26 protein-coding genes are annotated in these 26,444 nt (G+C 69.4%); 18 read left to right on the forward strand and 8 right to left on the reverse strand.

Annotated features, from left to right (window positions below; all coding sequences use genetic code 11):
* Window positions 1-143 precede the first annotated feature (143 nt).
* From ACSMFO_RS10795 to ACSMFO_RS10820, 6 genes are all read left to right on the forward strand, one after another.
* On the forward strand, window positions 144-5,963 hold the full coding sequence (locus ACSMFO_RS10795; RefSeq protein WP_436458380.1) for a type I polyketide synthase: 5,820 nt from the start codon (window positions 144-146) through the stop codon (window positions 5,961-5,963).
* Window position 5,964: 1 nt separating this feature from the next.
* Entirely contained in the window at window positions 5,965-6,405 is a 441-nt protein-coding gene (locus ACSMFO_RS10800; RefSeq protein WP_038517464.1) for an acyl-CoA thioesterase, read from the forward strand.
* Between the two features lies 1 nt (window position 6,406).
* Window positions 6,407-6,979 carry a flavin reductase family protein gene (locus ACSMFO_RS10805; RefSeq protein ID WP_073846383.1) on the forward strand — a complete coding sequence of 191 codons (573 nt, stop codon included), beginning with the start codon at window positions 6,407-6,409 and terminating at the stop codon, window positions 6,977-6,979.
* A gap of 26 nt (window positions 6,980-7,005) precedes the next feature.
* Window positions 7,006-7,173: a DUF6222 family protein gene (locus ACSMFO_RS10810; RefSeq protein ID WP_167551722.1), complete on the forward strand. Its 168-nt coding sequence runs from the start codon at window positions 7,006-7,008 to the stop codon at window positions 7,171-7,173.
* A 158-nt stretch (window positions 7,174-7,331) separates the two neighbouring features.
* Window positions 7,332-8,873: an acyl-CoA carboxylase subunit beta gene (locus ACSMFO_RS10815; protein WP_436458778.1), complete on the forward strand. Its 1,542-nt coding sequence runs from the start codon at window positions 7,332-7,334 to the stop codon at window positions 8,871-8,873.
* Window positions 8,874-8,900: 27 nt separating this feature from the next.
* Window positions 8,901-9,077, forward strand: a complete 177-nt coding sequence (locus tag ACSMFO_RS10820) for an acyl-CoA carboxylase epsilon subunit (RefSeq protein WP_360087342.1) — start codon at window positions 8,901-8,903, stop codon at window positions 9,075-9,077.
* A 445-nt stretch (window positions 9,078-9,522) separates the two neighbouring features.
* Here the strand turns inward: ACSMFO_RS10820 and ACSMFO_RS10825 are convergent, their stop codons facing one another.
* Window positions 9,523-9,699, reverse strand: coding sequence for a hypothetical protein (locus ACSMFO_RS10825; protein WP_436458383.1), 177 nt, complete (start codon window positions 9,697-9,699; stop codon window positions 9,523-9,525).
* Between the two features lie 287 nt (window positions 9,700-9,986).
* On the opposite strand from ACSMFO_RS10825, the gene ACSMFO_RS10830 reads away from it, so the two are divergent.
* From ACSMFO_RS10830 to ACSMFO_RS10865, 8 genes are all read left to right on the forward strand, one after another.
* On the forward strand, window positions 9,987-10,136 hold the full coding sequence (locus ACSMFO_RS10830) for a hypothetical protein (protein ID WP_436458384.1): 150 nt from the start codon (window positions 9,987-9,989) through the stop codon (window positions 10,134-10,136).
* A gap of 106 nt (window positions 10,137-10,242) precedes the next feature.
* Window positions 10,243-10,551 (forward strand): DUF6235 family protein, encoded by a 309-nt coding sequence (locus ACSMFO_RS10835; protein WP_038517455.1) that lies wholly within the window; start codon window positions 10,243-10,245, stop codon window positions 10,549-10,551.
* Window positions 10,552-10,790: 239 nt separating this feature from the next.
* On the forward strand, window positions 10,791-11,276 hold the full coding sequence (locus ACSMFO_RS10840; protein ID WP_038524120.1) for a DUF6423 family protein: 486 nt from the start codon (window positions 10,791-10,793) through the stop codon (window positions 11,274-11,276).
* 8 nt (window positions 11,277-11,284) lie between these two features.
* Window positions 11,285-12,604: an FAD-dependent oxidoreductase gene (locus tag ACSMFO_RS10845; protein ID WP_436458386.1), complete on the forward strand. Its 1,320-nt coding sequence runs from the start codon at window positions 11,285-11,287 to the stop codon at window positions 12,602-12,604.
* The gene (locus ACSMFO_RS10850; RefSeq protein ID WP_436458388.1) at window positions 12,597-13,073 is read left to right on the forward strand and encodes a DUF6187 family protein; all 477 of its coding nucleotides are present in this window, start codon (window positions 12,597-12,599) and stop codon (window positions 13,071-13,073) included. Before ACSMFO_RS10845 ends, ACSMFO_RS10850 begins: the two co-directional genes overlap by 8 nt.
* Window positions 13,045-13,599 (forward strand): carboxymuconolactone decarboxylase family protein, encoded by a 555-nt coding sequence (locus ACSMFO_RS10855; protein WP_038517447.1) that lies wholly within the window; start codon window positions 13,045-13,047, stop codon window positions 13,597-13,599. The genes ACSMFO_RS10850 and ACSMFO_RS10855 overlap by 29 nt, the downstream gene beginning before the upstream one ends.
* A 259-nt stretch (window positions 13,600-13,858) precedes the next feature.
* The gene (locus tag ACSMFO_RS10860; protein ID WP_038517444.1) at window positions 13,859-14,050 is read left to right on the forward strand and encodes a hypothetical protein; all 192 of its coding nucleotides are present in this window, start codon (window positions 13,859-13,861) and stop codon (window positions 14,048-14,050) included.
* 231 nt (window positions 14,051-14,281) lie between these two features.
* Window positions 14,282-14,890 (forward strand): response regulator transcription factor, encoded by a 609-nt coding sequence (locus tag ACSMFO_RS10865; RefSeq protein ID WP_360087357.1) that lies wholly within the window; start codon window positions 14,282-14,284, stop codon window positions 14,888-14,890.
* Here ACSMFO_RS10865 and ACSMFO_RS10870 read toward each other — a convergent pair.
* A complete protein-coding gene (locus ACSMFO_RS10870; protein ID WP_083649926.1) occupies window positions 14,887-17,208 on the reverse strand; it encodes a sensor histidine kinase in 2,322 nt (773 codons plus the stop codon). The two genes, ACSMFO_RS10865 and ACSMFO_RS10870, sit on opposite strands and share 4 nt — an antisense overlap.
* A gap of 355 nt (window positions 17,209-17,563) precedes the next feature.
* Here ACSMFO_RS10870 and ACSMFO_RS10875 point away from each other — a divergent pair, with 355 nt between their 5' ends.
* Entirely contained in the window at window positions 17,564-18,184 is a 621-nt protein-coding gene (locus ACSMFO_RS10875) for an L-threonylcarbamoyladenylate synthase (RefSeq protein WP_005154159.1), read from the forward strand.
* Window positions 18,185-18,227: 43 nt separating this feature from the next.
* On the opposite strand, the gene ACSMFO_RS10880 is transcribed toward ACSMFO_RS10875, so the two are convergent.
* From ACSMFO_RS10880 to ACSMFO_RS10890, 3 genes are all read right to left on the reverse strand, one after another.
* Window positions 18,228-18,914: a winged helix-turn-helix transcriptional regulator gene (locus ACSMFO_RS10880; protein WP_038517440.1), complete on the reverse strand. Its 687-nt coding sequence runs from the start codon at window positions 18,912-18,914 to the stop codon at window positions 18,228-18,230.
* 45 nt (window positions 18,915-18,959) lie between these two features.
* Entirely contained in the window at window positions 18,960-19,739 is a 780-nt protein-coding gene (locus tag ACSMFO_RS10885; RefSeq protein WP_436458392.1) for an AfsR/SARP family transcriptional regulator, read from the reverse strand.
* Window positions 19,740-19,906: 167 nt separating this feature from the next.
* Complete coding sequence (locus ACSMFO_RS10890) at window positions 19,907-20,512, reverse strand: response regulator transcription factor (RefSeq protein ID WP_038517437.1); 606 nt, start codon at window positions 20,510-20,512, stop codon at window positions 19,907-19,909.
* Window positions 20,513-20,933: 421 nt separating this feature from the next.
* On the opposite strand from ACSMFO_RS10890, the gene ACSMFO_RS10895 reads away from it, so the two are divergent.
* Window positions 20,934-21,929 (forward strand): DUF1702 family protein, encoded by a 996-nt coding sequence (locus ACSMFO_RS10895; RefSeq protein ID WP_436458394.1) that lies wholly within the window; start codon window positions 20,934-20,936, stop codon window positions 21,927-21,929.
* A 78-nt stretch (window positions 21,930-22,007) separates the two neighbouring features.
* Here ACSMFO_RS10895 and ACSMFO_RS10900 read toward each other — a convergent pair whose 3' ends face one another.
* A complete protein-coding gene (locus tag ACSMFO_RS10900; RefSeq protein WP_360087369.1) occupies window positions 22,008-22,706 on the reverse strand; it encodes a helix-turn-helix transcriptional regulator in 699 nt (232 codons plus the stop codon).
* A 457-nt stretch (window positions 22,707-23,163) separates the two neighbouring features.
* Here ACSMFO_RS10900 and ACSMFO_RS10905 point away from each other — a divergent pair, with 457 nt between their 5' ends.
* Entirely contained in the window at window positions 23,164-23,769 is a 606-nt protein-coding gene (locus tag ACSMFO_RS10905; RefSeq protein ID WP_038524115.1) for a response regulator transcription factor, read from the forward strand.
* A gap of 11 nt (window positions 23,770-23,780) precedes the next feature.
* Here ACSMFO_RS10905 and ACSMFO_RS10910 read toward each other — a convergent pair whose 3' ends face one another.
* Window positions 23,781-24,878, reverse strand: a complete 1,098-nt coding sequence (locus ACSMFO_RS10910) for a carboxylate-amine ligase (RefSeq protein WP_436458396.1) — start codon at window positions 24,876-24,878, stop codon at window positions 23,781-23,783.
* Window positions 24,879-25,013: 135 nt separating this feature from the next.
* Here ACSMFO_RS10910 and pip point away from each other — a divergent pair, with 135 nt between their 5' ends.
* The gene (gene pip / locus ACSMFO_RS10915; protein WP_436458397.1) at window positions 25,014-25,952 is read left to right on the forward strand and encodes a prolyl aminopeptidase; all 939 of its coding nucleotides are present in this window, start codon (window positions 25,014-25,016) and stop codon (window positions 25,950-25,952) included.
* Here pip and ACSMFO_RS10920 read toward each other — a convergent pair.
* A complete protein-coding gene (locus ACSMFO_RS10920) occupies window positions 25,949-26,359 on the reverse strand; it encodes a tyrosine-protein phosphatase (RefSeq protein ID WP_436458399.1) in 411 nt (136 codons plus the stop codon). The two genes, pip and ACSMFO_RS10920, sit on opposite strands and share 4 nt — an antisense overlap.
* Between the last annotated feature and the right edge of the window lie 85 nt (window positions 26,360-26,444).

Below are 26,444 nucleotides of genomic sequence, written 5' to 3' on the forward strand. Positions count from 1 at the left end.
TGAGAGAAGACTCCGAGTCCGCCTCCGGTTCATGCTTGACCGGACTGCGCGAACGGACGGCGGCCGCGTATCTGGGGACAGAGCCGGCGCTGGGACCGGATTCCGTGAACTTGAGTGGTTGAGAGCTAGGGGAGTGCGGTGGCATGAGCGTTGAGCGGATTTCGATTGTCGGTATCGGTCTCCGATACCCGGACGCCGGTTCCCCGGAAGAGCTGTGGGAGAACGTCCTCGCCGGCCGCCGGGCGTTCCGGAGCCTGCCCGACGAGCGGATGAACCGCGAGGACTACTACTCGCCCGACCCGAAGGCGCCGGACCGTTTCTACGCCAACAAGGCCGCGGTCCTCCGCGACTACGAGTTCGACCGGATCAAGTACAAGGTCGCGGGCAGCACGTTCCGCTCGACCGACACCACGCATTGGCTGGCCCTCGACGTCGCCGCGCAGGCGCTGGCGGACGCGGGCTTCCCCGAGGGCGACGGGCTGCCGAGGCCCGCCACCGGCGTGGTCATCGGCAACAGCCTCACCGGCGAGTTCTCGCGCGCCAACATCATGCGGCTGCGCTGGCCGTACGTGCGCCGCACGGTCGCGGCGGCACTGGCCGAGCGCGGCTGGGCCGACGGCGACACCGCCGAGTTCCTCCACGATCTCGAGGCGCAGTACAAGGCCCCCTTCCCGGAGATCGACGAGGACACGCTCGCGGGCGGGCTGGCGAACACGATCGCCGGCCGGGTCTGCAACTTCTTCGACTTCGGCGGCGGCGGGTTCACTGTGGACGGTGCCTGTTCGTCGTCGCTGCTTTCCGTGGTCACGGCGGCGAACGCGCTTTCGGAAGGCGACCTCGACGTCGCCATCGCGGGCGGTGTCGACTTGTCGATCGACCCGTTCGAGGTGATCGGTTTCGCCAAGACCGGCGCGCTCGCCAAACGCGAGATGAAGGTCTACGACGCCGATTCCAACGGGTTCTGGCCCGGCGAGGGTTCCGGAATGCTCGTGCTGATGCGCGAGGAGGACGCGATCGCGCAGGGCAAACGGATCTACGCCAACATCGGCGGCTGGGGTGTCTCGTCCGACGGCAAGGGCGGAATCACCCGCCCCGAGGCCTCGGGTCATCGACTCGCGCTCAAGCGGGCGTACGACAAGGCTGGTTACGGCGTCGAGACCGTTTCCTACTTCGAGGGCCACGGCACCGGGACCGCACTGGGCGACGCCACCGAGATCGAGGCGCTCTCCACCGCCCGCCGCGACGCCGACCCGCTCGCCGAGCGGGCCGCGCTGAGCACGATCAAGGCCAACATCGGCCACACCAAGGCCGCGGCCGGGGTCGCCGGGCTGATCAAGGCGACCTTGGCGGTCTACCACCAGGTCATCCCGCCCGCGACCGGCCACTACGAACCGCACGAGTCGCTGGTCGGCGACTCCGCGCGGATGTACGTGCCCGCCGAGGCCGGGCTGTGGCCCTCGGACCAGCCGGTCCGCGCCGGTGTCTCCGCGATGGGGTTCGGCGGCATCAACTCGCACGTCACCGTCACCGAAGCGCCTGGCGCGGCCCGGCGCAAGGAACTCGACGAGCGGACCAGGTCGCTCGTCGCCGGACGGCAGGACAGCGAACTGCTGCTCCTCGACGCCGACGACGCCGCGTCGCTGCGCGGCCGGGTGACCGGTCTGCTGGAGATCGTGCCGAAGCTGTCGTTCGCCGAGCTCGCGGACCTCGCGGGCACGCTTTCGGCGGAACTGTCCGGGAAACCGGTCCGTGCGGCGATCGTCGCGGCCGGCCCGGACGACGCCGAGCGCAAACTGGCCAAACTCCTCGACCTCCTCGGTGAAGGGGAGCCGGAAGTCTTCTCCGCCAACGAAGGCATCTTCGCCGGCTCCCGTTCCCAGTCCCCGAAGATCGGTTTCCTGTTCCCTGGCCAGGGTTCCGGGCAGGGCAGGGTCGGCGCGGTGCGCAAACGCTTCGCGCACGTCGACGACATCTACCGCGCCGCGAAGCTGTCCACCGGCGCCGACCAGGTCGCCACCGACGTCGCGCAGCCGCGCATCGTCACCGGTTCGCTGGCCGGGCTGCGGGTGCTGAAGAGCCTCGGCATCGAGGCGGGCACGGTCGCGGGCCACAGCCTCGGCGAGCTCACCGCCCTGCACTGGGGTGGCGCGCTCACCGAACGCGAGGTGCTCAAGCTGGCCAAGATCCGCGGCAGGGTGATGGCGACCGCCAGCGACGGAGACGGTGCCATGGCGGCGATCGCGGACACGCCGAGCGTCGCCGAGAGGCTCGCCGAGGGCGAAGAGGTCGTCATCGCGGGCTACAACGCGCCCGAGCAGACCGTCCTTTCCGGACCTGCGGAGGCGATCGACCGCGTGGTCGCCCGTGCCCGTGCGGAAGGGGTCAACGCCGCCCGCATCAACGTCTCGCACGCCTTCCACTCGCCCGCGGTCGTCCCGGCCGCCGAGGCGATGACCGAGGAACTCGCCGCGTTCGACTTCGCCCGGCTCGACCGGCCGGTCGTCTCCACGGTGACCGGTGACGTCCTGCACGCCGCCGAAGACCTGCGCGATCTGCTGCGCGACCAGGTGGTCCTGCCGGTCCGCTTCCGTGAGGCGGCCGCGAAGGTCGCCGAGCGCAGCGACCTGGTGATCGAGGTCGGCCCCGGCCGGGTGCTCACCGGACTGCTGGACACGATCGCGCCCGGCACCCCGGCGCTTTCGATCGACACCGACAGCCTGACGCTCGCTCCGGTGCTGAAGGTCGCCGGTGCCGCGTTCGCGTTCGGCGCGCCGCTGGAGACGTCCGCGCTGTTCGACGGCCGCGTCGTGCGGGCCCTGCCCTCGGACGGCGAGTTCTCGTTCCTCGCCAGCCCGTGTGAGGCCGCGCCGTCGATCGGCGCCGTCCTGACCCGCGACCGGGTCGCCGAGGCGGGCGAGGCGGCCGCCGGAACGGCATCGGAAAGCAGCGGCAGCAGCACTCTCGATCTGCTGCGCAAGCTCGCATCCGAGCGGGTCGAGCTGCCGCTCGAAGCGGTCACCGCCGACACGCATCCCCTCGACGATCTGCACCTTTCCTCGATCACGGTCGGCCAGCTGGTCAACGACGTGACCAGGGCGCTCGGCCGTCCGGCGCTGGAGGGCATGCCGAACTTCGCGACCGTCTGCCTCGGCGAACTCGCCGAGATGATCGACGAACTCGCGCAGACCGCCAAACCCGCCGACAGCAACCAGGCCGAGGTCGCCGGCGTCGGACCGTGGGTCCGGCCGTTCGCGGTGGAGTACGTCGTCGCGCCGAAGCCGTCGCCCGATCTCGCGACGGGCATCTCCACCGCCGAATGGACGGCGTTCGCCCCGGCCGGTCATCCGCTGGCGGAGCCGCTGCGCGCGGCACTGGCCACGGCGGGCGTCGGCGACGGTGTCCTCCTCTGCCTGAACGCGGACAGTGGTTCCGGCGACGTCGGCCTGTTCCTGGACGCGGGCCGGGCGGTGCTGGCCGCGCCCAACGGCACGCGCTTCGTCGTGGTGCAGCACGGTCTCGGCGCCTCCGGGCTGGCGAAGACGCTCCGGCTGGAGGACCCCTCGGCCCGCACCACGATCGTCGACCTCGCCGATCTCGACCCCGTCGACCCCGAAGCCCTCCACGCCGCGGTGTCCACTGTGGTCACCGAGGTGGCGGCGACGACCGACTTCAGCGAAGTCCGCTACGACACCGCCGGAGTCCGCACGGCGCCGAAGCTCGCGGCGCTGACCCCGGCCGAGGCCGAAGGCACCCCGCTCGGCACCGGCGACGTCCTGCTCGTCACGGGCGGCGGTAAGGGCATCACCGCCGAGAGCGCGTTGGCGCTGGCCAAGGATTCCGGCGCGAAACTGGCGTTGCTCGGCCGGAGCGATCCGGCCGACGACGCCGAACTGTCGGAGAACCTCGGCCGCATGGCGGCGGCGGGTATCACCTACCGCTACGAGCGTGCCGACGTCACCGACGGAAGGCAGGTCGCCGACGCGATCGGCCGGGTGCAGGCCGAATTCGGCCCGGTCACCGCGGTGCTGCACGGCGCGGGCCGCAACGAGCCCGCCGCGCTGTTCTCCTTGACCGAGGAGAGCTTCCGCAAGACGCTGGCCCCGAAGATCGGCGGTCTCAACGCCGTCCTCGACGCCGTCGACCAGGACAAGATCAAGCTGCTGGTGACCTTCGGCAGCATCATCGGCAGGGCCGGTCTGCGCGGTGAGGCGCACTACGCCACGGCCAACGACTGGATGACCGAACTGACCGTGCGCTTCGGCCGGGAACACCCGCGGGCCAAGGCGATCGCGCTCGAATGGTCGGTCTGGTCCGGGACGGGGATGGGCGAAAAGCTCGGTGTGGTCAGCGCTTTGATGCGCGACGGCATCACCCCCATCCCGACCGAGGAGGGCATCGAGATCCTCCGCCAGGTCGTCGGCGACCCTGCCGCCCCGTCGGTGCTGGTCGTCTGCGGCCGGACCGCCGGGCTGGCGACCCTGCCGGTGGAGAAGCGCGAACTGCCGCTGACCCGCTTCGTCGACCGCGCCGTCGTGCACTACCCGGGGGTCGAGCTGATCACCGAGGCCGACCTGTCCGCGGGCAGCGACCCGTATCTGGCCGACCACCTGCTCGACGGTCAGCTGCTGTTCCCGGCGGTGATCGGCATGGAGGCGATGACCCAGGTCGCCAAGGCCGCGCTGGGCGCGGAAACCCTGCCGGCGCCGGTGTTCTCCGACGTCGAGTTCCTGCGCCCGATCATCGTCTCGCCGGGCGGGGCGACCACGATCCGGCTCGCCGCGCTGGCCAGGGACGCCGAAACGGTGGACGTGGTGCTGCGCAGCGGGGAGACCGGTTTCAGCGCCGACCATTTCCGGGCCCGGCTGAGCTTCTCCCGGCCGGATCCGCTCGGTGACACCGTCGCCCGCGACGTCGCGCTGCCGCCGGTCCCGGTCGATCCGACGACCGAGCTCTACGGCACGGTCCTGTTCCAGGGCAAGCGATTCCAGCGGGTCACCGGATACCGGCGGGCCAGCGCGCGGCACGCGGTCGCGGAGATCGCGACCGGCGCCGAGGTCGACTGGTTCGCACCGTTCCTCCCGCAGGAACAGCTCCTGGCCGACCCGGGCACCCGTGACGCGATGATGCACGCGATCCAGTGCTGTGTCCCGGACGCGACCCTGCTGCCGCAGGGGATCGAGCGGCTGTACCTCGCCGAACCCGGCGAGCAGCACCCGGAGTACGTGCTCCTCGACGCCCGCGAGCGTTCGCAGGACGGCGACAGCTACGTCTACGACCTCGACGTCCGCAACCCCGACGGGAAGCTGGTCGAGCGGTGGGAGGGGCTGAAGCTGCGCGCGGTGCGCAAACGCGATGGTGAAGGACCCTGGGTCCCGTCGATGCTCGGGTCCTATTTGGAACGTTCCGTCGAACGGCTGCTCGGCTCGTCCCGCGCGATCGTCGTCGAACCGGATCCGGTGGGTGTTCCGGTGGAGACCACGCCGGAGCGGCGGGCGCAGACGGCACTGGCCGCCGGCCGCGCCGTCGACGCGCCGCTCGAGATCCGCTACCGCCCGGACGGGAAACCGGAGGCCGACGGGGTCGAGGTGAGCGCGTCGCACAGCGCCGACCTCACCCTGGCGATCGCGGGCGGCGGCCGGATCGCGTGCGACGTCGAAACGGCGATCGAACGGACACCGGAGGACTGGGCAGGCCTGCTCGGCGAGGATCTGCTCGCGGTGGGCGAGCTGCTGGCCGCGGACGCCCGCGAGCCGCTTTCGGTGGCGCACACCAGGGTCTGGAGCGCGCTGGAATGCGTGCGCAAGACCGGCGACATGACACAGGCGCTCACCGTGCACCGGGTCGACCCGGACGGCTGGGCGGTGCTTTCCCACGGTGTCGCCCGCATCGCCACCTGGGTGACGACCGTCAACGACCGGACCGATCCCGTCGTCTTCGCGGTGCTCCAGGGAGAAGAGAGCTGACATGGCCGACTACTACGAGATCCTCCACACGGTCGGATTCGAAGAGACCAACCTGGTGGGCAACGTCTACTACGTGAACTACGTGCGCTGGCAGGGCCGGTGCCGCGAGATGTTCCTGAAGGAGAAGGCGCCCGCGGTGCTCGAAGAGGTCCGCCACGACCTCAAGCTGTTCACGCTCAAGGTGGACTGCGAGTTCTACGCGGAGATCACCGCGTTCGACGAGCTGTCCATCCGGCTGCGGCTGGAAGAGCTGACCCAGACCCAGATCCAGTTCACCTTCGACTACGTCCACCTCACCGGGGAAGGCGAGCGGCTGGTGGCCCGTGGACGGCAGCGGATCGCGTGCATGCGCGGCCCGAACACGGCCACGGTGCCCAGCCGGGTGCCCGAACAGCTGCGTGAGGCGCTGGCCCCGTACGCGGTCGACGGCAAGGGGGAATGACGTGGGCACGCTGGAGGAACCGTCGCGGCCGGTGCTGAAACGGCTGCCGACGCCCGTCGCCCGGCGCCGGTTGTCCGCGCAGGCGGGCCTGCGGGAGGTGATGGGCCAGTTCGCCACCGGCGTCACCGTGCTGACCGCGGGCGGCGAACGGGCACACGGGATGACGGCCAACGCCGTCACCTCTGTCTCGCTGGAGCCGCCGATGGTGCTGTGCTGCGTTTCCCGCGCGGCGCGGATGCACGAGGCGATCGTGACGGCGGGCTCGTACGCGGTCACGGTGCTGGCGTCGGACCAGAAGGAACTGGCGAAGTACTTCGCCGACTGGCGGCGCCCGGCCGGGCTCGCGCAGTTCGACACGGTGGACTGGACGGCAGGCCCGCAGACCGGCGCCCCGCTGCTCGACGGCGCGCTGGCGTGGCTGGAATGCGAGCTGGCGGAGGTCTACGAGGGCGGTGACCACTCGATCTTCCTCGGCAAGGTGGTCGCCTCCAGCCGCGGCACCGCGCAGGACTCGCTCGTCTTCTACAGCGGCGGCTACCACCAGGTCGACGGCCGGATACGGGCATCGGCCTGAGTGGTCACCAAGGGAGAGGAAATGTCATGACCGTCAACGAATCCACCACCCCCGCCCCGGCGCCCATCGCCGAACGGCCGCCCGTGGTGACCACGATGCCCCGGCTCGGGCGGGGGGTGTGCTGGCGCGACATCGTGCGCGAAATCGAACTCGACGAGCTCGACCGGGAGGCCCGCTTGAGGGAGGCGGCGTGACCCTGCAGGGCGATCCGGGCGCTCAGCGCGCGGAGGACTCCGAGGTGGTGCCGCTGCCGGAAGACCGGCTGCGGCGCCCTCGGGGCCCGGGTCCGACCGACGGGCAGGTGATCCCGCTCGCCCGCGGCGCCGAACCGGTGCACCCACCGGAACCGACGATGCCGTTGCTGCGCACCCAGCGCGACGAACTGCGCGAGCATATCGTCGACGGACGGCTCGACGGCGTCCGTCGGCAGCACTCGCTCGGCAAGCACACCGCGCGCGAACGCCTGGATCTGTTGCTGGACCCCGATTCCTTCACCGAGGTCGAGTTGTACCGGCGGCATCAGGCGAGCGGGCTCGGGCTGGCGGAGAACCGGCCGTACACCGACGGCGTCATCGCGGGCTCGGGCACCATCGACGGACGGCGCGTGTTCGTCTACGCCCAGGACTTCACCGTCTTCGGCGGTTCGCTCGGCGAGGCGCACGCGGCGAAGATCCAGAAGGTGATGGATCTGGCGATCGCCACCGGCTCGCCGCTGATCGGGCTCAACGACAGCGGGGGAGCGCGGATCCAGGAAGGCGTCATGGCGCTCAACGGCTACGGCGGCATCTTCCGCCGCCAGGTCGAGGCGTCCGGTGTCATTCCGCAGATCAGCGTGGTGCTGGGACCGTGCGCGGGCGGGGCGGCCTATTCGCCCGCGCTCGCGGATTTCGTCTTCATGGTGCGCGACACCGCCCGCATGTACCTGACCGGGCCGGACGTCGTCGAAACCGTGACCGGGGAGCGGGTCAGTCACGACGAACTGGGCGGCGCGGACGTGCACGGCGCGTCGTCCGGCGTGGCGACCGTGGTGCACGACGACGAGGAGAGCTGCCTCGCCGACGTCCGGTACCTGGTGTCGCTGCTGCCGTCGAACTACCTGGATCCCGCACCCCGCGAGCCGTCGCGGGACGCGGGCAAGGACCGGCGGCCGCGATTCGCCGAACTCGTCCCGGTGGAGCCGAACCGGCCCTACGACATGCGTGACGTGTTCTCGGAACTGGCCGACGACGGCGAGTTCTTCGAGCTGCACGAGTCGTGGGCGCGGAACGTGCTGTGCGCGCTCGCGCGGATAGACGGGCGCGTGGTCGGCCTGGTCGGCAACCAGCCGGTGGTGTTCGCCGGCGTGCTCGACGGGCCGGCATCGCAGAAGGCGGCGCGGTTCGTGCGGTTCTGCGACGCGTTCAGCATCCCGCTGGTGACGCTCGTGGACGTCCCCGGCTTCCTGCCGGGGGTCGAGCAGGAGCATTCCGGGATCATCCGGCACGGGGCGCAGCTGCTGCACGCCTACTGCGAGGCGACCGTGCCGCGTGTCCAGGTGATCCTGCGCAAGGCCTACGGCGGCGCGTACATCGTGATGGACTCGCGGTCCATCGGGACCGACCTCTCCCTGGCGTGGCCGACCAACCAGATCGCCGTGATGGGCGCCGAGGGCGCGGTGAACGTGTTGTTCCGCAAGGATCTCGCCGTCGCACCCGATCCGGACGCGTTGCGCGCCCGCCTGGTCGCCGAGTACACGGAGGAGTTCATGAACCCGCAGTACTCGGCCGAACGCGGCCTGGTCGACGACATCATCGACCCGGCGGACACCCGGTCCGCCATCGCCAGAGCGCTGGACATGCTGCAGGACAAGCGAAAGGCCGCGCCTCAGCGCAAGCACGGCAACCACCCCATCTGAACGGGGGAGCCCATGTCATCGTCCGGAATGGACAGTGCGCCCGTCTTCCGGATCCTGCGGGGGAACCCGGAGGACGCCGAACTGGCGGCGCTCGTCGCCGTCCTCACCGCCGCGGCTTCGGCCGCGCCCCCGGCCGTGACGCCTGCCCGGCCGGCCTGGTCGCCGCTTGCCGCGCCGACCTGGCGTACGTCGACGCTGCGCTGAGCGCGCGCGAAACGGTCGCGCTGCGCGTTCTGTGCTGGTCGTGAGAGGAGGTTTCGGTCTATTGAGGGGTAAGGCAAAGGTGGCGTGATCTTGCGGGCTTACTCGGCACAAAGTGTCCACAAGGGACAACGTGCGCCGATCACGCATCCGGTTGATGTCGTTATGTCCGGTTCTCGCGGAGGTCGTGAGTGGCAAAGAGGGTTAGAACGATCATTGCCACTCACGACCCCAGTGTAAAGCGCCCAAATCGGACCGAAATGGCGAGTTTGCATCCTTCGTGGACAGTTGCGAGGGGCATGCCACGTTTGCCTTACCCCTCGGTAGAACCCGAAACGCCACTCACGACCAGCTGTACCGAACGCCCACCTGCCGCCGCGTCGCCTGATGTCGCGAAAGCCGCTTTCGGGACATCGGACGTCCTGAAAGTGGCTTTCGCAACGTCTCCTTACGCGATCCGTCGCGCGGCCTCGATCTCCCGCCGAGGTGGATACGTGCTGTGGCCGATGTGCACGGCGACGTAGAGGATCCCTCCGTCGATCACCGTTTCCAGTCCCGTTCGCTCCCCAGGTGCGAACGGGCCGCCACAGGCCGCGCAGGTCCGCTGCCGCTCCGCCGCGCTCATTGCCGGTCCCGTTGTTCGGGGACCGCGGGGTCGGGCCACGACAGGCCCAGCAAATCGACGTCGAGCTCGTCTTCGGCGTAGAGCTCATACGGGTCGAGACGTTCGGTCATGGCGCGCTCCTTGGGTTTCGGGGTACCACAAGGGCACTACCGGCACCCCGTCACCGGCGACTTTTCCTTTGCTCATCGCGCGCGACGGCGTCCTCGATCGCGTCACGACCGGCCCCCGATCGGATGGGTCCATCCTTGTTGTCAAGTGAGTCGTTCATCGAAGGTCAGGAGAACCCCATGGCGGCGCAGGTGCGAATTTGGGTCGTGACCGATGATCTCGACCCGCGCGGGGCCGTCGAGGCCGGCACGACGGTGTTCGTCCCGGAGCCGAGGAAGGCCGCCGAAAACGATTTCCCGGCCGAGCACATCGTCCTCGGTTACAACTAGCTCACCCCCGTACGACAGCACGGACAAAGAAGACCACCCGGTATCGCGCGCGCGAGAATGGTGAAGATCGCCCGCGAACCCGGCCAGACCACGAGGAGGCCTCCGGATGGCTATGCGCCTCCAGCTCACGTCCGGTTTGCAGGTGTTGGAAGAATGGGCGATCAATGCTCCGCAGGCCGATCGCAATGTTATCTACGAAGCGCTCTTCGCGGTAGCCGACGGATCCGCCTTTCTCATCTACGACATTTTCGGAGATCGTCGTGACCCGCAGCAGTTCATCATTCTGGTGAAACACGATCTCGTCATTCGGATCGGGCTCAAGCGAACCGATTCCTCGTTCGAGATCGTCTACATCGGCGCGCTGGAGCACGGGACGCCCGCCGCGGCATGGGCCGAAGACCTCGACGGCTCTTGATCCGGTACCGCTGAACGGCCCAGTCCGCGCATCGGTACCGGCGGCCTTTCGTACCAGTGGATCATGCGTTCCTCATCTTGACATCGTCCAGTTCGGCGTGAAATTCTGCGAGTGTTTGCGGATGGGGAAATCTGCCGGTCTGGAATTGTGCTCGTCGAGATCTGGAGGCGTGAAAGATGTCATCTCCTGAATTCCCGGGATTGGATGTTTCCACACGGGTGCGCGCACGTGACATCCAGATGGCCGGGGTCGCCGACGTCCGCCGGAGGGTGCTGATGATCTCCGGGGCGATCGACACCACCGAGCACGACATCTCGGTCAGCGTCAACCTCCCCGAACCCGGCCGCTGGCAGGTGATCAAGTCCGAGACCAACCTGACCGACAAGACCTGGGTCGCGATGCAGGTCGTCACCGACGAGGACTCGACCTTCGTCAACGACGCCGACACCCTCGTGCTTTCCCGCCAGTTCTCGAAATCCTTCATGACGCCGGATCAGCGCCGTCTCACCTTCTACGACGGCGAGGTCCGGCCCGGCGAGGCCGTGCTGAAGGTGTACTCGCTGGACGCCGGCGGGCGGAAGCCGACCTATTCCTACTCCCGCTACAGCCCGATCGCCACCGACACCGCCGAGCAGTCACAGCAGACTCTGGACGACCTGATCGGCAACGGGATGAAGCAGCGCCCCGTGATCGAGCTGATCGTCCCGGTGACCGTGATCGGCTGAGCACACCGGTGATCACCTTCGTCCCCGGACCTCATCTGCTCGCATCGCCGCGCGGGCGGGAGTGGCCGGCCGTCCCCGGCCTCCGCGCGGCGGTCACCCCCGAACCGCCGTCCTCCGCCGACGTCGTCATCGTCGGGGCGGGTCCGGCCGGGCTCGCCGTCGCTTCTGCCCTGTGGCACCACGGCGTCCGCGACCTCGTCGTCGTCGACCGCGACGGCCGTCCCTGCGGCCGGTTCTTCGACCGCGTCGACCTGCTCGGCCAGCGCGTGCTGCGGTCGCCGTACGAACACCACCCCGGCGTCGAGGGCTACCGCGACTGCGAACTGCTGGACTTCGCGCGGCTGCACTGGTCGGTGCTGACCCCGGTGGAGCGCCGGGAGATCCGCATGGCGCAGGCCGGACATCGCTCGGTCGTCCCGGTCGACGTCTTCGAGGCCTATTGCCGTCATCTGGCCGCGAGCCACCACGTCACCGAACGGACCTGGCGCGGCTCGGTCCGCGAGGTGCTGCCGACCTCGGACGCGGTCACCGTGCGCGCCGACCGGTTCTCCGTCACGGCGCGCCACGTCGTGCTCTGCCTCGGCGAGGAGCGCCGGTCCGCCCCGGACACCTGGTGGGGTGGCGGCCATCCACCGCGCGGCGTGACCTATTGGGACGAACCCGTTCCCGGCGCGGGGAAACGCCTCGCCGTCGTCGGCGCCGGCCTCACCGCCGCGCACCTGATCTCCAACGGGCTCGCCCAAGGGCGCGAGGTGCACTGGGTGGTCCGCGAAGCGGGCGAACGCTATCAGTGCGCCGACGTCAACTCGTCGTTCTTCCGTCCCGAAGGCCGTGCCCGCTTCGACGGGGTGAGCTGGTCCGAGCGGCTCGAACTGATGGGCCGGTTCCGGCGCGCGTCGATCATGTTCGAGTTCCGGCCGACGCTCGAGGCGGCCGAAGCCGAAGGGCGGCTGATCGTGCATCGCGGCAAGGCGATCACGAGGGTGACGCCGGGCGTCGGGCTCCACTTCGAAGACGGTTCGCGGATCGCCGTGGACCACGCCGTACTGGCACTCGGCACCACGCCGTCGATCGGTGACGGCCTGATGCCCGACGACGCCGTTCTCGACCGCGGCGGCTGGCCGCGGCTGGACGAACGCACTTTCGCCTACGCCGGCGCGCCGCGTGTCTTCGCGGTCGGCGCGGCCGCGGGGATGGCACTGGGCCCGGCCGCCCGCAACATCGACGGCCACCGGGTCGCCACCGCCCGGGTCGCGGCGGCCGTCGCCGGTAACCTGCGCCGGGACACCCCGCTGCGGACGGCCACGAAGGACGTCGCCCGTGTCTGAACCCTACGACTCCCGTTTCACCCTGCCGTCGATCGACGACGCGCCCTCGACCGAGTCGGGGGTGATCCTGCTGGGCCTGGACGCCGAACGCCTGCTCGCCGGGGTCGGGCTGGCCCGGCTCGCCGACGAACCCGCGCTGGTCGCGCTCGCCGTCGATCAGGCCCGGCACGAGGCGCTCGACCTCGGCCTCGACGCACTCGTCGAGGCCGGGATCGTTCGCTGGCGCGCGGTCCGGCCGGTGATCGAAGCAGGTCCGGAGATGACGGCGGCGGGCTCCCTGCGCCGAGAATGGGAACACGCCACCGCGCGGGTCACCGCCACGGTGACCGGGCTGGGACCGGCATCGGTGGCGTGCCTCGCGGCCTGCTGGCTGCGTCGCGACGACGTCGAGGAGTTCGCCGCACGCCGGCGGGCGCCGGAAAACGGGAGCGATACACAGGATGTCCTATCTCGGGTCTTTGCCGACTGACGCCACACTGCTGCAGGTCTTCCGGAAGTTCCCCGCGCCCGCGGCGAAACTGCTGGACCTCCACGAACTTCTCATGCGGGCGCCGTCGGCGTTCGGCGCCGGGGAGCGGGAGCTGATCGCGGCCTACGTCTCCGGTGTCAACGATTGCGGGTACTGCCACGGGGTCCACACCGTCACCGCGGAGGCTTTCGGTGTGCCGGAAGGACTTCTGACGGCCGCACTGGCCGATCTCGACTCCTCGCCCGTGGACGACCGGATGAAGCCCGTGCTGGCCTACGTGGGCAAGCTGACGCGCACTCCCGCCCGGATGACCGACGCGGACGCCGAAGCGGTGTACGCGGCTGGCTGGGACGAGGCCGCGCTGCACGACGCCGTCCTCGTCTGCGCCCTGTTCAACTTCATGAACCGGATGGTGGAAGGGCTCGGGATCCGCGCCGACGCCGCCTACGCGAAGGTCTCGGGTGTGCGGCTGAAGGAAGGCGGCTACGCCGGCCTCGCGACGCTGCTCGAAGAGGATTCCCCCTGACTGGTCCATCCGGGTGAGAGGTGACCACGAGCGGTCACCGTCTCGCGCTGCGTTCGGCCTGCCACTTTCCGTCGTCGAAACCGGTGCCCATTGCTCCGTCCGGTGCCCATGATCGCGGAAACGGAGCAGCCGGAGGGAACCTTCCGGCATAGGCGAAAAGCACATCCCCGCGATGATGCATGGCACTGGCCGCGTACCCGCCCTGAGCTGCACGATTTCCTCATCGAAGGAACACCACCGACCAGCCTGGGAGCCATCGATGAGGAACACGGCCACCGACAACGTCCGCTCGCTCTTCGCCGTCCGGGGGATCGACACCGGGTCCGCCGGGAACCAGGTCGAGCTCGTGATCGACCGGTTCGACCATTGGACCAATCAGCACCGCGGCGAGGCGTTCAACTGTTTCACCGGCGCCTGCTGCACCGCCCCGCCGCTGGCCGAAGCGAGCTGAGTGGCCTTCTCCGGCCGTCACTCGTACCCCGAAGACGAGTGGCGGCCGGTTCGTGTGCGGAGGACGCCTCCGCCACGTCGACGGAAAGTAGCCGACCGGCAGCGGAATCCGTCACCAGGCGACCCCTTTCGCCAGGGTGCCCGCGCCGACTCACCACCCGAACGGTGGAACGCGTTCCGTGCGGGCGTGTTTATGTTGGGGCCATGGGGGTGTGCGTGAGGGGGCAGCGCCATGGTGATCAGAGTTCTCGTGGCCGAAGACATGCACATCGTCAGAGGGGCGCTCGTGGCGCTGCTGCGGCTGGAACCGGATATCGAAGTGGTGTCCGAAGTCGCGTCGGGTGACGAGATCCTCCCCGCCGCGCGGATCTCCCGCACCCAGGTCGCGATCATCGACATCGACCTCCCCGGCAAGGACGGGCTCACCGCGGCCACCGAACTCCACGAGCAGCTCCCGGAGGTCAGGACCCTGATCCTGACCAGCCTCGGCAGACCCGGCACGCTCCGCCGGGCCTTGGCGGCCAAAGTGAACGGCTTCCTGCTGAAGGACGCTCCCGCGGAGAAACTCGCCAACGCCGTGCGCGGGGTGGCGGCCGGACGGCGGATGGTCGACGGCGACCTCGCCCTCGCCGCCTGGGACACCGTGGAATGCCCGCTGACGCCGCGGGAGATCGACGTCCTGCGGCTGACCGCCGAAGGCCGCGACACCCTGGAGGTCGCGGCGAAGGCCTTCCTCTCCACCGGAACCGTGCGCAACTACCTGACCACGATCGTGTCGAAGCTCAACGCGCGCAACCGGGTCGACGCGATCCGCATCGCCAAAGAGTCCGGCTGGATCTAAACGGGCACCACGGCACGCAACCGGAACCGCCCATCGGCCTCGACCCCGGCGGTCAGCTCCCCGCCCAGCCCAGCGACGCGATCGGACATGTTCGTGATGCCGCTGCCGGGGGCCTCCACCCGCACCGGCTGCTCCGGCTTCGGCGGCCGTCCGTTCACCACACCGTCGTTGACGATGTCGAGCGCGACGCCGTCGCCGATCCGCCGCACGGCGATCTCGCAGCGTTCGACCTTGCTGTGCCGCAACACGTTCGTCACGCCCTCGCGCAGCACCACGGCCAGTACGGTCCGCACCGTCGTCGGCAGGTCCTCGTGCTCGATCTCCAGCCGCACCTGGACGTCGGCGGCCACCAGAACCGCCTGCGCCGACCGCGACTCCTGATCCAGCGACAGTTCGCGGTAACCGCTCGCCACCGACCGGACGTCGCTCAGCGCCTGCCGTGTCAGCCCGAGGATCTCCAGCAGTTCGTCGGAGGCGCGATCGGTGTCGATGTCCATGATCCGGCTGGTCAGTTCGCTCTTCAGCGCGATCGCCGACAGGCTCATCCCCAGCAGGTCGTGCAGATCGCGGGCGAACCGCAGCCGCTCCTCCGCGACCGCGACCTCGGCGAGGCGTTTCCTGGTCTCGCCCAGTTCGGTCACCAGCCGGATCAGCCAGATGAGACCGAACACCATCAGCCCGGTGTTCAGGATGGACGCGAAGGTGTAGAAGCCGCCGAGGAAGTCGGTGCCGTAGCTGATCCGGATCATCAGCACACCGGCGGCGGTCACCGCGAACGCCGTCCATCCGGCCAGCGGCGGCAGCACCAGCAGCGCGGTGCCGGCGAACAGGCTCGGCAGGCTCACCCACGCGCTCCCGAGCGGGATCAACGGCAGGAAGATCAGGCAGGCCTGGACGAACAGCAGCGCGTAGCTCTGCCGCGAGCGCAGCCGGACGTTCGGGCGGGCGAAATAGGACAGCTGCAGCGTGGTCAGCGCGGTGAGGTAGCCGGCGATGAGCGCGAGCGACCAGCCGTCGTCGGTCAGCATGACCGCACGGGCCATCGCGGAGAGGCTGAAGACGATGAAGACCACCGTCATCGTCCACTGGACGTTCCTGGCGTCGATCCGGGACCAGCGCCCGGACCCCTCGGCCAGCGCCGTCTCGGTGGGCTCGGCCTGTTCGGGCACCGGGAGTTCGGCGTGCAGCCGCCACCGGCCCGCGGCGTCGGGGCCCGCGCTCAGCTTCCCGCCGTGCCCGGCGACCTCCGCGGTCACCTCGCGCAGGCTCTCGGCCGTCTCCTCGGGGACGTCCTCGTGCGCCGTCCCGTCGTGGACGATCTCCAGCGCGACCCGGCCGCCGTTCTCGCGTACGGTGATCTCGCAGTGCTCGACGCCGGTGTAGCGGAGCACGTTCGTGACGCCTTCGCGGAGCACCTTCGCCAGCAGGGTGCGCAGCTTGACCGGGAGGTCGACCTGCTGGAGGTCGACCCGCACCGCGACGTTCGACGCCGAGAGCAGCGACACCGCGGTCCGCGATTCCTTGTCGAGCGACAGCTCCCGGTAACCCCTGGCCACCGACCGCACGTCCGACAGCGTCCGCTGGGCGATCCCGGTGATCTCGGCGAGCTCCTCACGGGCCCGGTCCAGTGACTTCCGCAGCAGGCGGTGCACCAGTTCGCCCTTGAGCGCGATCGCGGACAGGCTGAGGCCGAGCAGGTCGTGCAGGTCCCTCGCGAAGGCCAGCCGCTGTTCGGCCACGGCGCGTCTCGCCAGCTCGGTCCTGGCCTGGTGCAGTTCGGTCACCAGCCGCGCGAGCCAGGTCAGCAGGTACACGACCAGGGCGTAGAAGACCGCGGTGACGCTGTCGAACACCGCGCCGAGCCAGCTTTCGTCGTTGGCCCACAGGATCCAGATCGTGCCGGCCAGGAACGCGATGCACACCGTCCAGCCCGTCCGCGGCCGGAACAGCAGCGGCGCGCTACCCGCCGCGAGGGTGATCAGTGAGCTCAGCGCCGCATCGAAGTGCAGGGTCGACAGGAACGCCAGGCACGCCTGCACCGCCAGCATGGCCTTCGCGAGCCTGGTGTCGAGCCGGACCGCCGGACGGCTGAAGAAGAAGAGCTGGATCGCCAGCACGGGCCCGACGTACAGCACGGCCAGCAGTCCCTGCCAGAAGTCCACCCCCGGCTGGAGCAGGACGCCGAGGAGACCGAACAGGCAGGAGTTGACGAAGACGACGGTGATGATCAGCCCGGCGAGGAACAGCGCCCGCCGCGGGCGCCGGTCCACCCCGGCGGTACCCAGAGGTTCGGCGGTCACCGCGAGCTGTTCCGGCACAGGCACCCCAGTGGTAACAGAAGAAGTCTTGATCCTTGGTCGTGCAGCCCCCTTGCGACGGCCGAGGCCGTCGCACGACCCCCGTCGCGGTGTGATTCGGATCCTAACCCATCTTCGTTACCCCGGTTCCCGTTTCCGACGACGGGAGAAGGATGATCAAGGAGTCGTTTTCCCGGCCCGGTACTGGGAAAATCCCCGCGGTCACCCGCGCGGGTGTGGGACGTTCGGACCACGCCGCCGATCGCGGAACACGCCACTATGGAAGACGTGGGTTCCATTTTGTACGCCGCCCGGGGTGCGCCACGCGGGACGGGCGCTCTCGGCGGCGGGGCGCCCGTGGCCCTAAGCTCTGCGCATGGCCAGGTATTTCGACGTACATCCGGAGAATCCGCAACGACGCGCGATCGGACAGGTCGTCGACATCCTGCGCGAGGACGGGCTCATCGCGTACCCGACGGACTCCTGTTTCGCCCTCGGCTGCCAGCTCGGGAACAAACAGGGCATCGACCGCATCCGGAGCATCCGCAAGCTCGACGACCGCCACCACTTCACCCTGGTGTGCCAGGACTTCGCCCAGCTGGGCCAGTTCGTGCACGTGGACAACGCGGTCTTCCGCGCGGTCAAGGCGTCCACCCCGGGCAGTTACACGTTCATCCTCCCGGCCACCAAGGAGGTTCCGCGCCGTCTGCTGCACGCCAAGAAGAAGACGGTCGGCGTGCGCATCCCGGACCACGTGGTCACCCAGGCCCTGCTCGGCGAACTCGGCGAGCCGCTCCTGTCGAGCACGCTGCTGCTGCCCGACCAGGAGGAGCCGATGACCCAGGGCTGGGACATCAAGGAACATCTGGAGCACGTGGTGGACGCGGTGATCGACTCCGGCGACTGCGGGGTCGAGCCCACCACGGTCATCGACTTCTCGTCGGGCGAGCCGGAGATCGTGCGCCGGGGCGCCGGCGACACCTCGCGCTTCGAGTGACGGCGGCGGGGACCGGCGTCCGGTCCCCGCCACCGGACCTTCTTCAGTGGGTGACGAGCCCGTCGGCCTTCGACGGGGCCGACGGGATGTGGAAGAGCCTGGTGAACAGCTCCAGCATCGCCGGTTCGCCCTTGATGGCCACCGCGCCGCAGGTGAGCGCGCTGGCGGCGTCCATCTCGCCGTTCAGCAGCTTCAGCACGACCGGGCCGCGCGGCTCGATGATGACGTCGGGGTTCGGGTGCGGGCCCTCCCCGGCCGTGATGGCACCGTCCTCGATGACCGCGTGCACGATGATCTGATCGCCGTAGTGCAGCTCGAACGCGCATTCGATGCCGCGGGCCGCGTCGGGCTGGAACGTCGTGTACAGCGACAGGATGGCCGCGTCGAGGGTGAACAGGTCGTCGGCGGCCGGGTCGGTGAGCGAACGGGCGCCCCACAGGCCCAGCTGCAGCAGGATCTGGTCGAGGTCGTTGCCGTAGTCGGTCAGCTCGTAGACCACCCCGGCGTCGAGCTGCGAGAGCACCCGGCGCTGGACGACCCCGTGCCGTTCGAGTTCGTTGAGCCGGGTCGACAGGATGCTCGTCGGGATCTTCGGCAGGCCGTGCTGCAGTTCGTCGAAACGCTTCGGCCCGAGCACGAGATCGCGGATCACGAGCAGGGACCAGCGTTCCCCGATGATCTCGAGCGCGCGGGCGAGGCCGCAGAACTGGCCGTAGGTGCGAGCGGTCATGCTTGACTCCTCAGTTTTCTTGATCTGGTGGCGGGCGGTGCGAGTTCAGCGGATCGGATGTCCCTCGGAGAGCAGTTCGCGGTGCAGCTCTCGCAGTTCGGCGCAGGGTGTCACCCCCAGTTCGTCCTCGAGCCTGGTGCGCAGCCACTCGTAGGACGCCAGCGCGTCGCTGCGCCGTCCGCTGAGCCCCAGCGCGCGGATCAGCTGGGCGTGCAGCGTCTCGTCGAACGGGTCGGCGGTGGTCAGCGACCGCAGCACGCCGAGCATCTCCCGGTGCCTGCCCGCGCGGATCTCGGCCTCGATCCACAGGTCGCGGGCGTTGCGCCGGTGCTCCAGCAGATAAACGGTGTAGGCGGCCAAGGTCGGTCCACAGTGGATGTTCGCCAGCGGGGGACCGGACCACAGGTCCAGTGCGGTACGGAACGCGTGTGCGGCCGCCGCGTTGTCGCCTTCGTCCAGCAGGTCGCGGCCGAGGCGGTGGAGCCGGTGGAACTCCGACACGTCGACCACGCCGGCGTCGATCTCGAGCCGGTAGCCGGGCGGACTGGTGACCAGCACGCCGCCGTTGCCTTCGGGGTCGAGATGACGGCGGAGATGGTGGACGTAGGTGTGCAGGGTCCGGCGGGCACTGCGCGGGGGCGCGTCGTTCCACAGCTCGTGGACGAGGGAGTCGACGTGGACCGTCTTGCCGGGACGGATGAGCAGCATCGCCAGCAGTTGCAGGAGTTTCGGCGTGCTCGGCGCGCGATCGACTCCGCCGATGTGCAGCTCGAGTGGCCCCAGCACGCTGGCCGTGTCACCCGGTTCGATGGTCATCGCGTGCATCCCCTGCCCCTCCGGCGGATTCCCCCTCGATGACGGTGACAGAGGCGGAACCTTCGGAACAGTGCCGGAAACACCCGGTGGACCATGATTTTTTCGTTGCGCCGTATGCGATCGTCACGACTTGGAGCGATGAACCGGTTGTGGCAAAAGAGAAGACGCGGAAAGCGTCAGAGCCAGTCCGACTCGGTGGCGATGCGAATGGCGTCCACCCTGTTGCGGGCGTTGAGTTTCGTGACCACGGTGGCGAGATAGTTCCGCACGGTCCCCGGCGACAGGAACAGCTCCGCCGCGATGTCGGCGACCGTGCGCCCGTTCGCGGCGAGGCGGAGGATCTCCGCTTCCCGCGGGGTCAGTGGGCTGTCTTCCGTTTCCCAGGCGGACAACGCGAGTTCGCTGTCGATGACCCGGCGGCCGATCGCGACCGAGCGGACGGCGTTGGCGAGTTTGTCGGCGGGCGCGTCCTTGAGCAGGAAGCCGTTGACCTTCGCGTCGAGCGCGCGGCGCACGGTGCCCGGGCGGCCGAGCGAGGTGAGGATCAGCGTGCGGACGCTCGGAAGTTGCTGGCAGAGCTCGGAAGCGGCCGCGAGCCCGTCCTTGGCAGGCAGATCGATGTCGATGATCGCGACGTCCGGGAGATACTCCGCGGCCATCGGGAGGATCTTGTCGCCCGAACAGACCTCGGCGACGACCTCGATGTCCTGTTCGAGGTTCAGCAGGGCGACCAACGCGCCACGGACCATGTGCATATCCTCGGCCAATAGGACTCGGATCACTCCGACCTCCTCTTCCCCAGAAACGCGCTAACTCTCAGTGTACATAGCGAACCCGGAAGAGTGAATCGAAATCGCACGATCCAAGGTTGCGCCTTTCCTTGTGGCCTGCCTTTGCTGATCAATGTGGCGGTGAGCTGCGACGATGGCGCGGCTTCGAGGGTACTGAAACTGCGAGCGATCGATTACTCGCTGTCAGGAAAGAAGAAGGTAAAATTGCTACCTCGAGTGGTTTTCATTCCCGGTCGAGTACGTTCCATTCCGGTGAATCAGTCCGGCGAACGGGTGAATTCCCTCCTTTCGAAGGCGGCGATGGACTGTTCGGCGGTACCGGCGCCGGACTCGATCGGACGTCGATCGCGGCATGGTCTCCTCGGCATGAGCCGGTTCGCGCGAAGCCGCCACTATCCACAAAGGACGTAAGATGAGCTCATTGCTGGGTGCCCTGCGCAAGGTCATGTTCGCGCCTTCGCTGGCTTCGGTCGGCTTCGAGGGGCGCGGTTTCGGAGTGCCGAGGACGCCGTCGACCGCGCGGCTGGAGTCGATCCCGCAGGCGGTCGTGTGCGGTTTCGAGTGGGGGATCGACGCGCCGGAGCTGTGGGAGGCCGAACGGCGGCTGGACATGGTCGAACCGGAGATGCGCGGGTTCGCCTACGAGGGTGCGGCGATGGCGTTCACCATCCTCGACGTCATGCCCGGCGGCCGGAAGGACCGCACGGCCGAACTGATGAGCGGGCCAGGGCTCCCGCACGTGTTCCTGACCTACATCGGCATCGGGTTCGCGATGGCCCGGCTGCCCCGGCCGCTGTGGAAGAAGGTGCTGCCGGATCTGGACGGCGTGCCGTTCCATCCGACGATGAGCTGGCTGGCCGTCGACGGGTACGCCTTCGACCGCGCCTACTTCGACACCCGCCAGTGGGTCGACGAGCAGTTCGTCCCCAAGCCGTACCCGTGGGCGGGCGCCCCCGCGTACTTCCCGCGCGCCTGCGATCAGGGCATCGGGCGGGCACTGTGGTTCATCAACGGCGGCGACCCGGTGAAGGTCGCCGAGGCGGTGAACCGCTTCCCGGCCGGGCGCCGTCCGGACCTGTGGAGCGGGGTCGGGCTGGCCGCGACCTTCGCGGGCGGCTGCGACCGGCCAGGGCTGGTGAGGCTCCGCGAGGCGGCGGGGGAGCACCAGGACCACCTCGGGCTCGGCGTCGTGTTCGCGGTGAAGGCGAGGACGTTCTCGTCGTTCGTCCCGCCGCACACCCGCCGCGCCGCCCGCGCGCTGGCCGGGCTGAGCATCGAGGAGGCCGTCGAGCTGGCCGACTCGACCGAGGTCACCGAGGACGCCGCGGACGGGACGCCCGCCTACGAGCTGTGGCGGCGGAACATCCGGGACGGTCTGGCCCCTTCGGTGGGCAGGCTGTCCGCCTGAGGTCCCGTGGACGTCAGGAAAGGGTCGTTCAGGACGTTTTCCGTCTTGAACGACCCTTTCCTGACATCCGGGCGAAGCTCAGGCCGCGCGCTTGAACGGCTCCGGCCGGTGCCGCAGGTCGGGCAGCGCCAGCAGGACCGGCGGGTCGAACAGGCGCTTGGGGCGCACCCGCAGGTCCGCGAGCCGCGCGGTGACCCCCGGCTCGACGGTGATCGGGCCGTGGTGCCCGGTGTACCCGGTGCCGCGGCGTGTGAGCGGGCCGGTCACGCAGTGCGCGACGAGGTGCCACTCGCCCTCCGGGACCTCGGTCAGCTGATAGGCGCCGGGGGCGTCGATGACCGTGTACCGCACGGGCGCGCCCTCGGGGATCCGCGTCGGGAAGAGACCGACGAAGACGAGGCCGGGCGAGATCTCCGGCGGCGCCGACACGAAACCGCGGACGATCGCCCGCTTCGGGCCGGGACGGGGCTCGCCGGCCAGGCCGCGCTGGAAGCCGCCTTGCCGCCGGTACGCGGACGGGGACAGGCCGACGCGGCTGCTGAACCGCGTGCTGAAGGTGCCGACGCTGTTGTAGCCCACGCGGTGACTGATGTCGGCGACCGTGATCGAAGTGGTCAGCAGCAGGCGCTTGGCCTCGTCGAGCCGCAGCGCGGACAGGAACCGGCCGGGCGAGACCCCGGTGGCCTGCTGGAACACCCTGGTGAAATGGAATTTGCTGAAGGTCGCGGCGCGGGCGATGTCGTCGATAGTGAGCTCTTCGCCCAGTTTCTCGTTCATGGCCCCAATGGCTCGCTCCACGGCTCGCCGGACAGTCTCATCCATTGTGCCGTCCTTTCGCTCGAGGAATTCTGGCGTGCTTTGTGGTTTCCGACAGTAGTGTTCGTCACGGCTTCTCCTGAAGTGCTTGATTCATCGCCGGATATGGATTCATGTGTGCGCCGACGTGAAAATTTCACGCGGCGAGGAGCATGCGAAAACCATGGCGCGCCGGTGGTGCGCGCACTGGATCCCGGTGGCCGGTGGCCGGATAATTCCTGGTAGCGCATTCACGCCGGAACCTCCCCGGCCGTGTTGGCGCGGTCCGAAGAACGTATTCCCGCGGCAACACAGAACCGGCCCTTGACCGCGTCCCCCCACGGCGGTCAAGGGCCGGTTTCCATTTCGCGGAACGAGTGTGTGAGGATAGTATCGTCGGCTCGTGGGGCGAGACGCAGGCGAAAGGCAGATGGGGTCGATGATCAAGGTCCTGGTGGCCGAGGACATGCACATTGTCCGGGGGGCCCTGGTCGCGCTGCTCGGTTTGGAACCCGACATCGAAGTCGTCGCCGAATGCGCCAGTGGCGACGAGATCCTGCCGCTCGCCCAGTCCGCGCGCCCCGACATCGCGCTGATCGACATCGACCTGCCGGGCAAGGACGGGCTCACCGCCGCCGCCGAACTGCACGAGCAGCTGCCCGGCGTCCGCACGCTGATCCTCACCTCGCTCGGCAGCCCAGGCACCCTGCGGCGGGCGCTGGCCGCGAAGGTCAACGGTTTCCTGCGCAAGGACGCGCCCGCCGACCGGCTCGCCAACGCGGTCCGCGGGGTCGCCGCCGGACGGCGCGTCGTCGACGGCGACCTGGCACTCGCCGCCTGGGACAGCGAGGACTGCCCGCTCACCGCCCGCGAGATCGAGGTGCTCCGGCTGGCGTCGGTCGGCTCCGACCCGACCGAGATCGCCGCCGAACTGTTCCTGTCCGCCGGCACCGTGCGGAACTACCTGACGACGATCGTTTCGAAGCTCAGTGCCCGCAACCGGGTCGACGCCGTGCGGATCGCGCGCGAGTCCGGCTGGCTGTGACGCCGGCTCGCCTACCGGGCCGGGACGTTCATCGTCGCGTGGGCGAGATCCGCGGCGAACTCGCCGGGAGAAGCCGCCTCCGCGAGCAACCGGCGTTGCCGGGTCGCGCCGGTCCCGTGTTCGAACAGTGAGTCCAACCCCCGGTCGACGTCGTCGGCGTCGCCCGCGGCCGTGAGCGCCGGCCGGATGAAGTCGACGAGTTCGCCGAGCAGTTCGCGCTGATCGGTCTCCCGGCCGGTGAAGACGTCGATACCCGGCCCGTCGAGACCGCGGCGCGCGGCGGCCGTCAAGGCGGCGTCGATCCGGGCACCGCGGACTCGCGGCGCTCTCGCCGCCCCGGCGCAGGTCGCGACCAGCCCGCGCACCAGAGCCGCGAGGAGCACCGCGTCGTCGACGGCCAGGCAGACGTCGGCGATCCGCACCTCGACCGTGGGATGCCGTGGGGAAAGCCGCGCGTAGAAGTACACGCCCGCCGCGTCGAGGGCGGCGCCGCGGCGCAAGGCCTCCCCGATGCTCCGGTCGTACGCGGCCGCGCCGGACCATTCGTCGGGCGGTTTCGCCGTCGGCCAGCGGTCCCAGATCGGGAAGCGCCTGCTCGACCAGCCGGAATCGGCGCCGTTCTGCACTGGGGAGTTGGCGCTGAGGGCGAGTAAAGGGGCGAGCCACGGCCGCAGCCCGGCGAGGACGCGGGCGCCGAGATCCCGTGACGGCATGCCGACGTGCACATGACAGGCGCACGTCCCCGCCTCGCCGATCAGCTCCGGGAACGCCTGCGCCATCCGCCGGTACCGCGGCTCGGGCGTGAGCGTGTCTCCCCGCAGGCCGCCGGGCGGGATCCCCGCCGCCACCAGCAGGCAGCCGTCGGCTTCCGCCGCCGTCGCGACGAGGTGCCGCAGCCGGGTCAGCTCCGAGCGCACCTCGTCCAGGCCGCGGCAGACCCCGGTCGCGGTCTCGATCTGGAACCGCATCAGCTCACCGGTGACGTCCGGTCCGGAGGCGAGGCTTTCGAGAAGCTCGGGCGCGCGCAACGCGACCGAGCCGTCCATCGGGTCGAGCAGGACGAACTCCTCTTCCACCCCGAGGGTGTAGTTCATGCCGTCGACGGCCATGGTTCCCCGTTCGTGGGTTTTCGCCGGTGAATCTCTGAATCTGCCCCTTTCCGCGCGGTGAGGAAAGGGCCGGTGTGCTGAACTTCGTTGCGGCGAAAGTGTTTTGTGGCCTCACTGACGGTCTAGTCTCGGTTCATGATCGATCTGTACCCGCCCGCCGAGCCGTACGACAAGGGACTGCTCGATGTAGGTGACGGCAACGTCCTCTATTGGGAGACCTGCGGGAATCCGGCAGGGAAGCCCGCGGTCATGCTGCACGGCGGCCCCGGGCAGGGCTGTACGCCGGGGATGCGGCGGATGTTCGACCCCGCCCGCTATCGCGCGGTGCTGTTCGATCAGCGCGGCTGCGGCCGCAGCACCCCGCACGCGAGCGATCCGGCGACCGACATGCGGTACAACACGACGGACCATCTCGTCGCCGACATGGAACGCCTGCGGGAACACCTGGGGATCGAACGCTGGCTCGTCACCGGAGGTTCATGGGGCACGACACTCGCGCTCGCCTACGCCGAACGATTCCCGGACCGGGTCACCGAGATCGTCGTCAGCTCCATCAGCACGACACGGCCGTCCGAGATCGACTGGCTGTATCACGGCGCGGGCAGGTTCTTTCCCGAGGAATGGGCCCGTTTCCGCGGTGATATCCCGGGCGACCTGGTCGCCGCCTACGCACGGCTCATGGAGGATCCCGACCCGCGGGTCCGAATCGAGGCCGCCCGTTCCTGGTGCCGCTGGGAGGACACCGTGCTGTCACTGGAACCCGGCGCTTCTGTCCACAATGGTCCGATCGGTGAATGGGAACTCGCGTTCGCGCGCATCGTCACGCACTACTACTCCCGCGCCGCCTGGCTGGAACCCGGCGCGCTCATCCGCGACGCCGGCCTGTTGCGGGACATCCCCGGAGTGCTGATCCACGGACGCCGGGACCTGAGCTGCCCGGTGGACACGGCCTGGGAACTCGCCCGCGCCTGGCCCGGCGCGGAGTTGCTGATCGACGACGATTCGGGACACCATTCGAGTGACGTGAAGCGGGCCTGGAAACTCGCGGCGCTGGACCGGTTCGCTGGGTCTTAGGAGAGCAGGCGATCCCTTACCTGGTTTAGCTCTCGGCGATCACCGACGCTGGCACACCCGCGACACTCAGCGCGAGTGCTCCCTGCGCATCGCGAGCGGCCCGGGTGGGCGTCACTCAGCTGAACGAAGACGCCGGTGATCTGACGTCGATTGTCGTCGAGCATCGTGCGGTACGCGTCCGGCATGGTGGTGCCCTGCTCGGCCAACTCGGCGATCAAGGGCGCGTTGCGGTACACGGGATCGTCCGCGAACGGGCTGGGCTCCCGCGCGGTTTCCCGCGCCCACCGGAGGTAGAGTATCCGCCCGATCCCCGCCTCGCGAACCGCGGCTATTCCCTCGGCGGTCAGCCGATTGTGGCTGTCGGACCGGAGAAGCGCGCCGAACCGGATCCGCCGTCCATCGGCCAAGTCTTGTCAGTGGGCTGAAGGGGGCTTTCGCTGCGTCTGATGCGGCGATAGGCCCCTTCGCGCCTTGCTGGTTGCGGCCGGGTTC

Source organism: Amycolatopsis sp. w19 (assembly GCF_051373225.1).
GTDB classification, from domain to species: Bacteria; Actinomycetota; Actinomycetes; order Mycobacteriales; family Pseudonocardiaceae; genus Amycolatopsis; species Amycolatopsis japonica.

Bases quoted from the DNA above. Each gene is read 5' to 3' on its own strand.
- pip (WP_436458397.1), top strand. From the start codon at position 25,014: ATGATCGATCTGTACCCGCCCGCCGAGCCGTACGACAAGGGACTGCTC.
- ACSMFO_RS10825 (WP_436458383.1), bottom strand. From the start codon at position 9,699: ATGAGCGCGGCGGAGCGGCAGCGGACCTGCGCGGCCTGTGGCGGCCCG.
- ACSMFO_RS10900 (WP_360087369.1), bottom strand. From the start codon at position 22,706: ATGAACGAGAAACTGGGCGAAGAGCTCACTATCGACGACATCGCCCGC.
- ACSMFO_RS10875 (WP_005154159.1), top strand. From the start codon at position 17,564: ATGGCCAGGTATTTCGACGTACATCCGGAGAATCCGCAACGACGCGCG.
- ACSMFO_RS10820 (WP_360087342.1), top strand. From the start codon at position 8,901: ATGGACAGTGCGCCCGTCTTCCGGATCCTGCGGGGGAACCCGGAGGAC.
- ACSMFO_RS10840 (WP_038524120.1), top strand. From the start codon at position 10,791: ATGGCCGGGGTCGCCGACGTCCGCCGGAGGGTGCTGATGATCTCCGGG.
- ACSMFO_RS10885 (WP_436458392.1), bottom strand. From the start codon at position 19,739: ATGCACGCGATGACCATCGAACCGGGTGACACGGCCAGCGTGCTGGGG.
- ACSMFO_RS10815 (WP_436458778.1), top strand. From the start codon at position 7,332: ATGCCGTTGCTGCGCACCCAGCGCGACGAACTGCGCGAGCATATCGTC.
- ACSMFO_RS10905 (WP_038524115.1), top strand. From the start codon at position 23,164: ATGATCAAGGTCCTGGTGGCCGAGGACATGCACATTGTCCGGGGGGCC.
- ACSMFO_RS10795 (WP_436458380.1), top strand. From the start codon at position 144: ATGAGCGTTGAGCGGATTTCGATTGTCGGTATCGGTCTCCGATACCCG.
- ACSMFO_RS10835 (WP_038517455.1), top strand. From the start codon at position 10,243: ATGGCTATGCGCCTCCAGCTCACGTCCGGTTTGCAGGTGTTGGAAGAA.
- ACSMFO_RS10910 (WP_436458396.1), bottom strand. From the start codon at position 24,878: ATGGCCGTCGACGGCATGAACTACACCCTCGGGGTGGAAGAGGAGTTC.
- ACSMFO_RS10855 (WP_038517447.1), top strand. From the start codon at position 13,045: ATGTCCTATCTCGGGTCTTTGCCGACTGACGCCACACTGCTGCAGGTC.
- ACSMFO_RS10830 (WP_436458384.1), top strand. From the start codon at position 9,987: ATGGCGGCGCAGGTGCGAATTTGGGTCGTGACCGATGATCTCGACCCG.
- ACSMFO_RS10800 (WP_038517464.1), top strand. From the start codon at position 5,965: ATGGCCGACTACTACGAGATCCTCCACACGGTCGGATTCGAAGAGACC.
- ACSMFO_RS10860 (WP_038517444.1), top strand. From the start codon at position 13,859: ATGAGGAACACGGCCACCGACAACGTCCGCTCGCTCTTCGCCGTCCGG.
- ACSMFO_RS10865 (WP_360087357.1), top strand. From the start codon at position 14,282: ATGGTGATCAGAGTTCTCGTGGCCGAAGACATGCACATCGTCAGAGGG.
- ACSMFO_RS10810 (WP_167551722.1), top strand. From the start codon at position 7,006: ATGACCGTCAACGAATCCACCACCCCCGCCCCGGCGCCCATCGCCGAA.
- ACSMFO_RS10895 (WP_436458394.1), top strand. From the start codon at position 20,934: ATGAGCTCATTGCTGGGTGCCCTGCGCAAGGTCATGTTCGCGCCTTCG.
- ACSMFO_RS10880 (WP_038517440.1), bottom strand. From the start codon at position 18,914: ATGACCGCTCGCACCTACGGCCAGTTCTGCGGCCTCGCCCGCGCGCTC.